Raw genomic sequence first — 12,266 nt, 5'->3', positions numbered from 1 at the left:
GTGTTTCACGTGAAACACCGGGCCCGGTCATTCGTACGTCAACGCTGATGTTTCACGTGAAACGGCGTTCGCCCCGGGCCAGGAGCACGGCGGTCGCGGCGTAGAGGGCGGACACGATGAGGATCAGGGCCACGGACCGACCGTCGGCGGGGAGCATCAGGGAGGCCACCGCCGCCGCGCCGACGAACGCGACGTTGAAGAGCACGTCGTAGACGGAGAAGACGCGGCCGCGGTAGTCGTCGTCCACCCGGGACTGCAATTCCGTATCGGTGGCGATCTTGGCGCCCTGGGTGGCGAGGCCGAGCACGAAGGCGGCGGCCAGCATCGGTCCCGGGGCGAAGAACAGTCCGAGGGCCGGTACCAGGACCGCGGCGCCCGCGGAGCAGGCGGTGATCCAGCCGAGCGGGCCCAGCCGGCCCACCAGCCCGGGGGTCACCACGGCGGCGGCGAAAAATCCGGCCCCGGAAACGCCGACGGCGATGCCCAGCAGGGCCAGCCCGTCGGACTCGTTGTCCGACCAGGCGTAGCGGCAGAGCATCAGCAGCATCACGAACAGGGCCCCGTAGCAGAACCGCATCATGGTCATCGCGACGAGCGCCCGGGCCGCCTCGCGGCGGGAGGCGAGGTGGCGCAGGCCCTCGGCCATCCCCCGCACCGTGAGGGCTACCCCTTCGGCGAGAGAGGGATGGGCCCGGCCGGCGGGGTGGTCCGGCCCGAGGAGGCCGATGGCGAGCTGCAGGGAGACCAGGGCCGCGGACAGGTAGAGCCCGGCGCCCAGGAGCACCACGAGGGCGTTGGAGTCTGAGGCCAGCAGCCGGACGAGAAAGGCCAGCCCTCCGCCCGCCACCGCCGCGAGGGTACCGGCGGTGGGGGAGAGAGCGTTCGCGGTGACCAGCTGATCGGGACCGACGACATGGGGCAGCGAGGCGGCGAGCCCGGACAGCACGAAGCGGTTGACGGCGGTCACGGACAGAGCCGAGGCGTAGAACAGCCAGTCGGGCACCTGAGCGACGATCAGCATCCCGGTGACGCAGGCGAGGAAGGCCCGCAGGAGATTGCCGTAGAGAAAGACCTGGCGGCGCCGCCAGCGGTCGAGCAGCACCCCGGCGAAGGGACCGATCGCCGAATAGGGCAGCAGCAGTACCGCCATGGCCGAGGCGATGGCCGCCGGGGAGGTCTGCTTCTCCGGGGAGAAGATGACGTAGGTGGCAAGTGCGACCTGGTAGACGCCGTCCGCGGCTTGGGAGAACAGCCGTACGGCGAGCAGGTTGCGGAAATCCCTCAGGCGCAGGAGTACGCGCAGATCACGTACGACAGGCATGAGGGCAAGGGTCACATACGCGGAGGGTCCCCGGGCACATTGCCCGGGGACCCTCCGCGGAAGAACTGCCGAAGTCCAGGTGTCGTGACGACCCTTGGGTTCGGTTAGCGCTCGACCTCGCCCTTGATGAACTTCTCGACGTTGACCAGGGCCTCGTCGTCGAAGTACTGCACCGGCGGGGACTTCATGAAGTAGCTGGACGCCGACAGGATCGGGCCGCCGATGCCGCGGTCCTTGGCGATCTTCGCTGCGCGCAGGGCGTCGATGATGACACCGGCCGAGTTCGGGGAGTCCCACACCTCGAGCTTGTACTCGAGGTTCAGCGGGACGTCGCCGAAGGCGCGGCCTTCTAGGCGGACGTAGGCCCACTTGCGGTCGTCGAGCCACGCGACGTAGTCGGACGGACCGATGTGGACGTTCTTCTCGCCGAGCTCACGGTCGGGGATCTGCGAGGTGACGGCCTGCGTCTTGGAGATCTTCTTCGACTCGAGGCGGTCGCGCTCGAGCATGTTCTTGAAGTCCATGTTGCCGCCGACGTTGAGCTGCATGGTGCGCTCGAGACGGACACCGCGGTCTTCGAACAGCTTCGCCATCACGCGGTGCGTGATGGTGGCGCCGACCTGCGACTTGATGTCGTCGCCGACGATCGGGACACCTGCCTCGGTGAACTTGTCGGCCCACTCCTTGGTGCCGGCGATGAAGACCGGGAGGGCGTTGACGAAGGCGACCTTGGCGTCGATGGCGCACTGGGCGTAGAACTTCGCCGCGTCCTCGGAACCGACGGGCAGGTAGCAGATCAGGACGTCGACCTCGCGGTCCTTGAGGACCTGGACCACGTCGACCGGAGTCTCGGCGGACTCCTCGATCGTCATGCGGTAGTACTTGCCCAGGCCGTCGTAGGTGTGGCCGCGCTGGACCGTCACACCGGCGTTCGGGACGTCGCAGATCTTGATGGTGTTGTTCTCGCTGGCGCCGATGGCGTCCGAAAGGTCGAGGCCGACCTTCTTCGCGTCGACGTCGAACGCGGCGACGAACTCGATGTCACGCACGTGGTAGTCGCCGAACTGGACGTGCATCAGACCGGGGACCTTGGCCGCCGGGTCGGCGTCCTTGTAGTACTCGACGCCCTGCACCAGCGAGGCGGCGCAGTTGCCTACGCCGACGATGGCTACGCGAACCGAACCCATTCCGGTTGCTCCCTGTTTGTTCTCGGACGAGGTCTGCGAGATGCAGGCCTCATTTTTCAGTTTCGTCGGACGGACCGGATCGTCTCCGATCCCGTCCCGCCCGCTCACTCTCGATGAGCTCGTTCAGCCAGCGCACTTCGCGCTCCACCGACTCCATGCCGTGCCGCTGCAGCTCGAGCGTGTAGTCGTCGAGGCGCTCCCGCGTCCGGGCGATCGAGGCGCGCATCTTCTCCAGCCGCTCCTCCAGCCGGCTGCGGCGGCCCTCCAGCACCCGCATGCGGACGTCTCGTTCGGTCTGGCCGAAGAAGGCGAAGCGGGCGGCGAAGGACTCGTCCTCCCAGGTGTCCGGGCCCGTGTGGGAGAGCAGCTCCTCGAAGTGCTCCTTACCCGCGGCCGTCAACCGGTAGACGATCTTGGCGCGGCGCCCTGCGAGTGAAGCGGCGAGCGCGTCCTCCGGGGCGTTGCCCGGTTCCTCGATCAACCAGCCGTTGGCGACCAGCGTCTTGAGGCAGGGGTAGAGCGTCCCGTAGCTGAAGGCTCTGAACACCCCGAGCGAGGTATTGAGCCGCTTGCGCAGCTCGTAGCCGTGCATGGGGGATTCGCGAAGCAGGCCGAGGACGGCGAACTCGAGGATGCCTGAGCGTCTGCTCATCCGCCTGCCTCTCCTCCGCCCCTGACGTCTTTATACCGAGCTGATGTATCGACTCGATACATCCAGACGATAGAACGGGCCGCTCTGATCGACAAGGGGAGACGTAGTGACCGGTGTCACATCACCAATTCGCACCAGGCAGGTTGCCTGATTTGGGGTGAACTTCGGCACTGAGCGCGTTTTGAGCGTGCGTAGTCTGTGGGCCAGGACACCGGGGGGGACCGGAAATGATCTGCCGCTTCCAGGCCACTCGCCTGCCCGAGGAGTAGTCGTTCGATGAGCGAGCACCGTCGCAAACCGCCGCAGCCCGAGGGCGGTGGGCGCGCCTCAGCCCGCCGCGCCGCCCAGCCGCGCCCCGGAAGGGGCGCGGCCGGACGTGATGTCCCCACGGCGTCACACAGCGGCCCGTACGCACCGCAGCCCGCCCAGGGCAGCCGTGCCGAGACCCGCCGGTCCGCCCAGAGAGGCAGCGGCCGCGGGAGAGGAGCCGGCACAGCCACGCGCGGAACCGGGCGCCCGGACAAGCGGCTCATCAATTACCCGCGGTCCGACAGGGACGGCTGGAAGCGCTTCGTCCCGTCCTGGAAGTTCGTCTCCGGCACGGCCCTGGGCTTCTTCGCGGTCATCATCGCCGGCGCCGGCATCGGCATCGCCATGGTGAACAAGCCCGACCCGAACAAGGCGGCCGAGGCGCAGAACAACGTCTTCTACTGGTCCGACGGCACTCAGATGGTGGCGACCGGCGGTTCGATGAACCGGCAGATCGTGCCCATCTCGAGCATCCCCCGGTCGATGAGGGACGCCGTGATCGCGGCGGAGAACGAGTCCTTCGAGACGGACAAGGGCGTGGACCCGATGGGCATCGGCCGCGCCGTGTGGAACATGGCCACGGGCGGCTCCACGCAGGGCGGCTCGACCATCACCCAGCAGTACGTGAAGAACACCTACCTGGACTCCGACCAGACGCTCAAGCGGAAGGTCACCGAGCTCTTCATCGCCCTGAGGCTGGGTGTCTCCGAGGAGAAGGACACGGTCCTCGCGGGATACCTCAACACCGCCTACTACGGTCGCGACGCCTACGGAATCCAGGCCGCGGCCCGCGCCTACTTCGGCAAGGACAGCCAGGACCTGAACCCCTCCGAGTGCGCCTTCCTGGCCGCCGTGCTGAAGGGCCCCAACCTCTACAACCCGGACGGCGGCATCGGCGCCGCGGCCACCCCCGCCCTCAACGAGAAGCGGGCCCGGGAGCGCTGGTCCTGGGTACTGGACCGCGAGGTCGAGGTCGGCCGGATGGACAAGGCCGAACGGGCCAAGTTCACGGACGCGGACTTCCCCCCGCGTGTCGAGTCGGAGCAGGCCCGCGGCATGACCGGCCAGATCGGCTACCTGGTCGACACCGCCAAGGCCTATGTGATGAAGACCAAGAGCATCACCCCCGAACAGATGGCCCTGGGCGGTTTCCGCATCAGGACGACCTTCCAGAAGCCGAAGGTGGACGCCCTGGTCAAGGCGGTCGAGGACACCCGCAACGGGTTCATCGACGAGAAGGGCCGACCCGAGACGGACACCTTCGTGCAGTTCGGCGCGGCCTCCGTGGATGTGAAGAGCGGGGCCCTCGTCGCCCTGTACGGCGGCCCGGGCTGGGACCACAAGTACTTCAGCAACAACGCCAACACCAGTGGTGTCCCGGTCGGCTCGACCTGGAAGCCGTACGTGCTGGCAGCGGCCATGGAGTACGGCACCCAGAACTCCAAGGGCCAGGGCATCTCGGCCGACAGCAAGTACATGGCCAACGACCTCACCGTGATCAACAACCGTGAGGGCAGGCCCCTGCGCGACGCGTCGGGCGAGCCGTTCAAGCAGAAGAACGAGAGCCCCACCCCCTTCGGGTACGTGACCCTCAACGAGGCGATGGAGAAGTCCATCAACGTCCCGTTCGCCCAGCTCGTCTTCGATGTCGGCCACGACAAGGTCAGGGCCGTGGCCAAGTCCACGGGCATCCTGGAGGAGTCGATCAACCCGAACACCGACGCCTCCTTCGCCCTCGGTACCTCCACCCCGAGCGCCATCCGCATGGCCGACTCCTACGCCACCTTCGCCGCCTCCGGCACGCACCGCGAGCCGTTCTCCGTGACCCAGGTCGAGAAGAACGGCGAGAAGCTGTCCGGCTTCGAGGCCCCCAAGGACCAGCGGGCCATGGACAGCGCCGTCGCCGACAACATCACCAAGGTGCTGGAGAACGTCGTCGAGAACGGCACCGGCAAGAAGGTCAAGAAGCTGGGCCGGCCCGCCGCGGGCAAGACCGGTACCACGGACGAGAACAAGTCGGCGTGGTTCGTCGGCTACACCCCGGAGCTGTCGACCTCCGTGGTCCTCTTCCGCACCGACCCCAACTCGCCGGACAAGAAGCTGATCTCCATGAAGGGGGTGGGCGACATCCCCTCCCTCCACGGTGGTGACATCCCGGCCGAGATCTGGACCGAGTACATGGGCGAAGCGCTCAAGGGCCTTCCGGTGAAGCGATTCCCCGAGGCCGAGGACATCGGCGTGACCGCCGACTCCGCCGGCGCTCCCTCCCCCACGCCCTCGGCCGTCCTCTCGCCGTCCCCCTCCCCGTCGACGCTCCCGTCGAGCTCTGCGTCGCCGTCGCCGTCCCCGTCGAAGGGCGGCCGTCCGTCCTGCCCGCCGTGGAAGCTGTACTGCGACCCGGACCCCACGCGCGGGACCACCAACGGAGGCACGGACACCGGTACCACCTCCGGCACCACGTCCGGCACCAGCTCGGGGGTGATCGGCGGACCCAGCGGATCACCGTCCCCGACGCAGACCGGCAAACCGGGCCGCCCGGGCGGCATCACCGCCGGGGTCGACGGCTCCGGTACCGAGTGACCCGTAGCGCCGCTCCCTGAGCAGAGGAAGGCCGTCGCACCCACCGTGCGACGGCCTTCCCCCATGTCCGGTCCGGTACGGCAGGATGAGCCCATGACCAAGGTGCACGACGACAGCCCCGTACTGCCCACGCAGCAGGACGAGGTCGCCGCAGCCGGCAGTGAGCTCATCGGCGGCCCGCTCGGCCGCCACGCCCGCCTCGGCGGGCACTGGCTCGGGCCGGTCCGGGTCGTGGCGCTCATCGCCATCGGCATGTTCGCGCTCGGCATGGTCCAGAAGCTGCCCTGCTACGACTGGGCGTGGTTCCGGGGGGCGGGCTCGCAGTACACCCACGCCTGCTACTCCGACATCCCGCACCTGTACGCGGTACGCGGCTTCGCCGACAACCTGACGCCCTACTTCGACCGGCTCCCCGGCGACATGGAGTACCTGGAGTACCCGGTGCTCACCGGGCTCTTCATGGAGATCGCCTCCTGGCTGACCCCCGGCAGCGGCTCCATGCAGCACCGCGAACAGATGTACTGGATGGTCAACGCGGGCATGCTGATGGCCTGCGCGGCCGTCATCGCCGTGTGCGTCGCCCGCACCCACCGCCGCCGCCCCTGGGACGCCCTGCTCTTCGCCCTGGCGCCCGCCTTCGCCCTGACGGCGACGATCAACTGGGACCTGCTGGCCATCGCCCTGACCGCCGCCGCGATGCTCATGTGGTCCCGAGGCCGGACGGTCCTCTTCGGCATCCTCATCGGCCTGGCCACCGCGGCCAAGCTCTACCCCGTACTGCTGCTCGGCGCGCTGTTCGTGCTCTGCTGGCGGTCCGGGAAGTGGCGCGCCTTCGGCGCCGCGGTGCTCGGCGCGGCCGGAGCATGGCTCGTGGTCAACCTGCCGGTCATGCTCTTCGCCTGGGACGGCTGGAAGAAGTTCTACACCTTCAGCCAGGAACGGCCCATCGACTTCGGGTCGGTGTGGCTGCTGATCTCCCAGCGCTCGGGCAACTCGCTGGACGGCGCCAATACGTACGCGACCGGACTGACGCTCCTGCTGTGCGGGGCCGTCGCAATGCTCACCCTGACCGCCCCGCGCCGCCCGCGCTTCGCACAGCTGGCCTTCCTCGTCGTCGCCGTCTTCATCCTGTGCAACAAGGTCTACTCGCCTCAGTACGTGCTGTGGCTGATCCCGCTCGCCGCGCTGGCCCGGCCGCGCTGGCGGGACTTCCTGATCTGGCAGGCCGGCGAGGTCGTCTACTTCCTCGGGATCTGGTTCTACCTCGCCTACACGTCCAGCGGGGACAAGCACCAGGGCCTGCCCGTGGAGGGGTACCAGGTGGCGATCACCGCCCACCTGCTGACGACCCTGTACCTGTGCGCGGTCATCGTCCGGGACATCCTGATGCCCGAGCGGGACGTCGTACGGCGGGACGGCTCGGACGACCCCTCCGGTGGCGTCCTGGACGGCGCGGAGGACGTGTTCGTGCTGTCGGACGCGGCGAGGGCGCCGCAGTACGCGGCGCCCTCGGAGGGACAGCGGGTCGCCTGGGGCACGAACCCCCGGGACTGACCGGTCGGGATCAGGCGTCGAGCACCCGGTCGAACTGGGTGGTGGTGTGCCGCAGGTGCGCGACCAGCTCGTCGCCGACCTTCGGCTCGGTCGCGTCCGAGGGCACGAAAAGGATCGACACCTGCATGTGCGGCGGCTCCGCGAACCAGCGCTGCTTGCCCGCCCACACGAAGGGCGAAAGGTTCCGGTTGACCGTGGCCAGACCCGCCCGGGCGACGCCCTTGGCACGCGGCATCACACCGTGGAGCGCCTTGGGGGCCTCCAGACCCACCCCGTGCGAGGTACCGCCCGCGACCACGACCAGCCAGCCGTCGGAGGCGGCCTTCTGCTGGCGGTAGCCGAACCGGTCGCCCTTGGCCACGCGCGTGACGTCGAGGACCGCGCCGCGGTACTCGGTGGCCTCGTGGTCGCCCAGCCACAGCCGGGTGCCGATGCGGGCACGGAAGCGGGTCTGCGGGAACTGCTGCTGCAGCCGCGCGAGCTCCGCGGCCCGCAGGTGGCTGACGAACATGGTGTGCAGCGGCAGCCGGGCCGCGCGCAGCCGGTCCATCCAGCCGATGACCTCCTCGACGGCGTCCGAGCCGTCCGGGCGGTCGAGGGGCAGGTGCAGGGCGAAGCCCTCCAGCCGGACGTCCTCGATCGCGGCGTGCAGCTGGCCGAGGTCCTGCTCGGAGATGCCGTGACGGCGCATCGAGCTCATGCACTCGATGACCACCCTGGCTCCGACCAGCCCGCGCACCCCGTCCAGCGACGAGACCGAACGGATGACCCGGTCCGGCAGCGGCACCGGGTCCTCGCCCCGCCGGAACGGGGTGAGGACGAGCAGGTCGCCGCCGAACCAGTCCTTGATGCTGGAGGCCTCGTACGTCGTGCCCACGGCCAGGATGTCGGCGCCCATGCGGGTCGCCTCCTCGCAGAGCCGCTCGTGACCGAAGCCGTATCCGTTGCCCTTGCAGACCGGGATCAGCCCGGGGAACTGGTCCTGGATCTGCTTCTGGTGCGCACGCCAGCGCGCGGTGTCGACGTAGAGCGTGAGCGCCATGCCCGTCCGGAACCTCTCCTGAGAAGCTGCGTGGTGCAGCGGTGCTGTGTGTGCGTGTGCGGTGGGGCGGTCAGCGGCGCGACATGTAGATGTCGAGGGCCTTGTGCAGCACCTTGTTGAGCGGGAAGTCCCACTCGCCGACGTACTCCACGGCCTCGCCGCCCGTACCGACCTTGAACTGGATCAGACCGAACAAGTGGTCGTTCTCGTCCAGCGTGTCAGAGATGCCGCGCAGGTCGTAGACGCTTGCGCCGAGCGCGTACGAGTCGCGCAGCATCCGCCACTGCATCGCGTTCGAGGGGCGGACCTCGCGCTTGTGGTTGGCGGAGGCGCCGTACGAGTACCAGACGTGCTGGCCGACGGTGAGCATCGTGGCGGCGGCCAGCGGCTCTCCCTCGTGCGTGGCGATGTAGAGCCGCATCCGGTTGGGGTCCTCGGAGTTGAGGGCCGTCCACTGGCGCTGGAAGTAGCTGAGCGGACGCGGGCGGAACTTGTCGCGCTCGGCCGTGATCTCGTACAGGTGCTGCCAGGTCGGCAGGTCGTCGTAGCCGCCCTGGACGACCTCGACGCCGGCCTTCTCGGCCTTCTTGATGTTGCGGCGCCACAGCTGGTTGAAGCCCTTGAGGACATCGTCCAGCGAGCGGTTGGCCAGCGGTACCTGGAAGACGTAGCGCGGTTGGACGTCCCCGAATCCGGCGCCGCCGTCCTCGGCCTGCTGCCAGCCCATGCGGCGCAGCTTGTCCGACACCTCGAAGGCGCGGGGCTCGATGACCGAGGCCTCCACGTCGCGCAGGCGCTTCACGTTCGGGTCCTGGATACCGGCCTTGATGGCGGTCGAGTTCCAGCGGCGGATGACGACGGGCGGGCCCATCTTCACGGTGAAGGCGCCCTGCTGCTTGAGGTGGGCCAGCATCGGCTGGAGCCATTCCTCCAGGTTCGGGGCGTACCAGTTGATGACCGGGCCCTCGGGCAGATACGCGAGGTACCGCTTCACCTTGGGCAACTGCCGGTACAACACGAGGGCCGCTCCGACGAGTTCATCGGACTCGTTGAACCATCCGAGGTTCTCGGAACGCCACTCGTTCTTCACGTCGGCCCACGCCGGGACCTGGCAGTGGCTCGCCGAGGGCAGGCTCTGGAGGTAACCCAGATGCTGCTCTCGGCTGATGGTCCTCAGGGACAGGCTCATGCGGGGCGTCTCCTCCGGCGGCTTCGCTGGCTATGGCGCGAAGCCTACTGCGACAGGGGCGCCACCCTTCTGGGGGACGGGCCGGGGGCCCGGGCCGGTGCGCGGCCGGCGCCCTGCCGAGGAGGTGTCCCGGCCGGCCGGCTCAACCCCCGAAGAGGCCGCCGTGGAACATGCCGAGGTAGAAGCCGATGGCAGACGCACCAAGGCCGAGGATCAGCGCGAAGCGCTCGCGTGTCGTGACGGAGACGAACTGTCCGTACGCGCCGCTCAGGATGCCGATCAGCCCTGCCCACGAACTGATCAGGTGCAGGTTGTGGAAGAAGGCCGTGACGAACGCCACGGCGCCGAGGGTCAGAGTGACCGCCATCAGGGTGTCCTGCAGCGGGTGGGGCTTGCCGTCGGTGGAGAGCAGGGAGATCTGAGGGGGCCGCATTGCCTGTGCCATCGAAGGGCACCTCCTGGCTGAAGCTGGCGGTGGGGCGGGCTGCCTCCGGCAAGGGGCCGAGGGCATAGCACCGAGCACACCCGATGGATACAGATTGTGGCCCTCTCCCGGCGGATTTCAACCGGAAGGACGCGAGCAGGTAGTCTGTACAGCTGCGCGGTGTCTGCTCTACGGACATCGTGCTCACGCATCACGACCCTCCTGCCACGGAACGACCGTGGCCGCTGAGTCCAAAGGAGGTGGGTTCCACATGCGTCACTACGAAGTGATGGTCATCCTCGACCCCGATCTCGAGGAGCGCGCTGTCTCCCCGCTGATCGAGAACTTCCTCTCCGTCGTCCGTGAGGGCAACGGAAAGGTCGAGAAGGTCGACACCTGGGGCCGTCGTCGTCTCGCTTACGAGATCAAGAAGAAGCCCGAGGGCATCTACTCGGTCATCGACCTTCAGGCCGAGCCTGCGGTCGTCAAGGAGCTTGACCGACAGATGAACCTGAACGAGTCGGTTCTCCGGACCAAGGTCCTTCGCCCCGAGACCCACTGAACTTCGGTTCAGCGGTAATCGGGATCGAGTAGCACAGCAGCCCAGCAGCAATCCCCGCCGAGAGGTTCATCCATGGCAGGCGAGACCGTCATCACGGTCGTCGGCAATCTCGTCGACGACCCCGAGCTGCGCTTCACCCCCTCGGGTGCGGCGGTCGCGAAGTTCCGTGTCGCGTCCACCCCCCGCACCTTCGACCGTCAGACCAATGAGTGGAAGGACGGCGAGAGCCTGTTCCTGACCTGCTCGGTGTGGCGGCAGGCGGCGGAGAACGTCGCCGAGTCCCTTCAGCGAGGCATGCGCGTCATCGTGCAGGGCCGACTGAGGCAGCGGTCGTACGAGGACCGTGAGGGTGTCAAGCGCACGGTCTACGAGCTGGACGTCGAGGAAGTCGGCCCCAGCCTGAAGAACGCCACGGCCAAGGTCACCAAGACCACCGGTCGTGGTGGCCAGGGCGGATACGGCGGCGGCGGTCAGCAGCAGGGCGGCGGCGGTGGCAACTGGGGCGGAGCCCCCGGTGGCCAGCCGCAGCAGGGCGGCGGAGCTCCCTCCGACGACCCGTGGGCGTCCAGCGCGCCGGCCGGTGGCCAGCAGCAGGGCGGCGGCGGGGGCGGTTGGGGCGGAAGCTCCGGCGGCTCCGGCGGTGGCTACTCGGACGAGCCGCCCTTCTAGGGCAGCTCGCATCCCCACTTCTTGATCACACAGGAGAGACACAATGGCGAAGCCGCCTGTGCGCAAGCCTAAGAAGAAGGTCTGCGCGTTCTGCAAGGACAAGACTGCGTACGTGGACTACAAGGACACGAACATGCTGCGGAAGTTCATTTCCGACCGCGGCAAGATCCGTGCCCGCCGCGTTACCGGCAACTGCACGCAGCACCAGCGTGACGTCGCCACGGCCGTCAAGAACAGCCGTGAGATGGCGCTGCTGCCCTACACGTCCACCGCACGATAAGGAAAGGGTGACCGACTAATGAAGATCATCCTGACCCACGAGGTTTCTGGCCTCGGTGCCGCCGGCGATGTCGTCGACGTCAAGGACGGTTACGCTCGCAACTACCTGGTCCCGCGTGGTTTCGCGATCCGCTGGACCAAGGGTGGCGAGAAGGACGTGGCGCAGATCCGCCGCGCCCGCAAGATCCACGAGATCGCGACCATCGAGCAGGCCAACGAGGTCAAGGCCAAGCTCGAGGGTGTGAAGGTCCGTCTGGCCACCCGCGCGGGTGACGCCGGTCGCCTCTTCGGTTCCGTGACCCCGGCCGACATCGCCACGGCGATCGAGTCCTCGGGCGGCCCGAAGGTCGACAAGCGCCGCGTCGAGCTCGGCTCCCCGATCAAGACCATCGGTTCGTACCAGGTCTCCGTGCGTCTGCACGCCGATGTGGCCGCGAACGTGGGCATCGAGGTCGTCGCCGCCTAAGGGCTGCGCACGAAGGGCCGCACCCCCTGGGG

At 68.3% G+C, this 12,266-nt stretch carries 12 protein-coding genes; 6 read left to right on the top strand and 6 right to left on the bottom strand.

Annotated features, from left to right (window positions below; all coding sequences use genetic code 11):
• Positions 1 to 52: 52 nt before the first annotated feature.
• From ACWGIU_RS14890 to ACWGIU_RS14880, 3 genes are all read right to left on the bottom strand, one after another.
• The gene (locus ACWGIU_RS14890) at positions 53 to 1,321 is read right to left on the bottom strand and encodes an MFS transporter (RefSeq protein WP_453705842.1); all 1,269 of its coding nucleotides are present in this window, start codon (positions 1,319 to 1,321) and stop codon (positions 53 to 55) included.
• A 104-nt stretch (positions 1,322 to 1,425) separates the two neighbouring features.
• On the bottom strand, positions 1,426 to 2,508 hold the full coding sequence (locus ACWGIU_RS14885; RefSeq protein ID WP_453705840.1) for an inositol-3-phosphate synthase: 1,083 nt from the start codon (positions 2,506 to 2,508) through the stop codon (positions 1,426 to 1,428).
• 49 nt (positions 2,509 to 2,557) lie between these two features.
• Positions 2,558 to 3,160, bottom strand: coding sequence for a PadR family transcriptional regulator (locus tag ACWGIU_RS14880; RefSeq protein WP_030008393.1), 603 nt, complete (start codon positions 3,158 to 3,160; stop codon positions 2,558 to 2,560).
• 276 nt (positions 3,161 to 3,436) lie between these two features.
• Between ACWGIU_RS14880 and ACWGIU_RS14875 the strand changes: the two genes are divergently transcribed.
• Together ACWGIU_RS14875 and ACWGIU_RS14870 are read left to right on the top strand one after the other, a co-directional pair.
• On the top strand, positions 3,437 to 6,049 hold the full coding sequence (locus ACWGIU_RS14875; RefSeq protein WP_453705838.1) for a transglycosylase domain-containing protein: 2,613 nt from the start codon (positions 3,437 to 3,439) through the stop codon (positions 6,047 to 6,049).
• Between the two features lie 93 nt (positions 6,050 to 6,142).
• The gene (locus tag ACWGIU_RS14870) at positions 6,143 to 7,603 is read left to right on the top strand and encodes a glycosyltransferase family 87 protein (RefSeq protein WP_453705836.1); all 1,461 of its coding nucleotides are present in this window, start codon (positions 6,143 to 6,145) and stop codon (positions 7,601 to 7,603) included.
• A gap of 10 nt (positions 7,604 to 7,613) precedes the next feature.
• Here ACWGIU_RS14870 and ACWGIU_RS14865 read toward each other — a convergent pair whose 3' ends face one another.
• The 3 genes from ACWGIU_RS14865 to ACWGIU_RS14855 all read right to left on the bottom strand — a co-directional run bounded on the left by ACWGIU_RS14865 (position 7,614) and on the right by ACWGIU_RS14855 (position 10,279).
• On the bottom strand, positions 7,614 to 8,645 hold the full coding sequence (locus tag ACWGIU_RS14865; protein WP_453705834.1) for an alanine racemase: 1,032 nt from the start codon (positions 8,643 to 8,645) through the stop codon (positions 7,614 to 7,616).
• A gap of 70 nt (positions 8,646 to 8,715) precedes the next feature.
• Entirely contained in the window at positions 8,716 to 9,834 is a 1,119-nt protein-coding gene (locus ACWGIU_RS14860) for a lipid II:glycine glycyltransferase FemX (protein ID WP_030383942.1), read from the bottom strand.
• Between the two features lie 142 nt (positions 9,835 to 9,976).
• Complete coding sequence (locus ACWGIU_RS14855) at positions 9,977 to 10,279, bottom strand: hypothetical protein (RefSeq protein ID WP_453705832.1); 303 nt, start codon at positions 10,277 to 10,279, stop codon at positions 9,977 to 9,979.
• A gap of 250 nt (positions 10,280 to 10,529) precedes the next feature.
• Here ACWGIU_RS14855 and rpsF point away from each other — a divergent pair, with 250 nt between their 5' ends.
• The 4 genes from rpsF to rplI all read left to right on the top strand — a co-directional run bounded on the left by rpsF (position 10,530) and on the right by rplI (position 12,234).
• Entirely contained in the window at positions 10,530 to 10,820 is a 291-nt protein-coding gene (rpsF, locus tag ACWGIU_RS14850; RefSeq protein ID WP_004950685.1) for a 30S ribosomal protein S6, read from the top strand.
• Between the two features lie 72 nt (positions 10,821 to 10,892).
• Positions 10,893 to 11,489 (top strand): single-stranded DNA-binding protein, encoded by a 597-nt coding sequence (locus ACWGIU_RS14845; RefSeq protein WP_053167464.1) that lies wholly within the window; start codon positions 10,893 to 10,895, stop codon positions 11,487 to 11,489.
• Between the two features lie 43 nt (positions 11,490 to 11,532).
• Positions 11,533 to 11,769: a 30S ribosomal protein S18 gene (rpsR, locus tag ACWGIU_RS14840; RefSeq protein ID WP_005315025.1), complete on the top strand. Its 237-nt coding sequence runs from the start codon at positions 11,533 to 11,535 to the stop codon at positions 11,767 to 11,769.
• Positions 11,770 to 11,787: 18 nt separating this feature from the next.
• Positions 11,788 to 12,234, top strand: a complete 447-nt coding sequence (rplI, locus tag ACWGIU_RS14835; RefSeq protein WP_453705830.1) for a 50S ribosomal protein L9 — start codon at positions 11,788 to 11,790, stop codon at positions 12,232 to 12,234.
• Positions 12,235 to 12,266 lie beyond the last annotated feature (32 nt).

The sequence above is a fragment of the Streptomyces sp. NPDC054840 genome (genome assembly GCF_053611065.1).
Note: the sequence above shows the minus strand (reverse complement) of the source record. Positions and strands in the feature narration are given on the sequence as shown.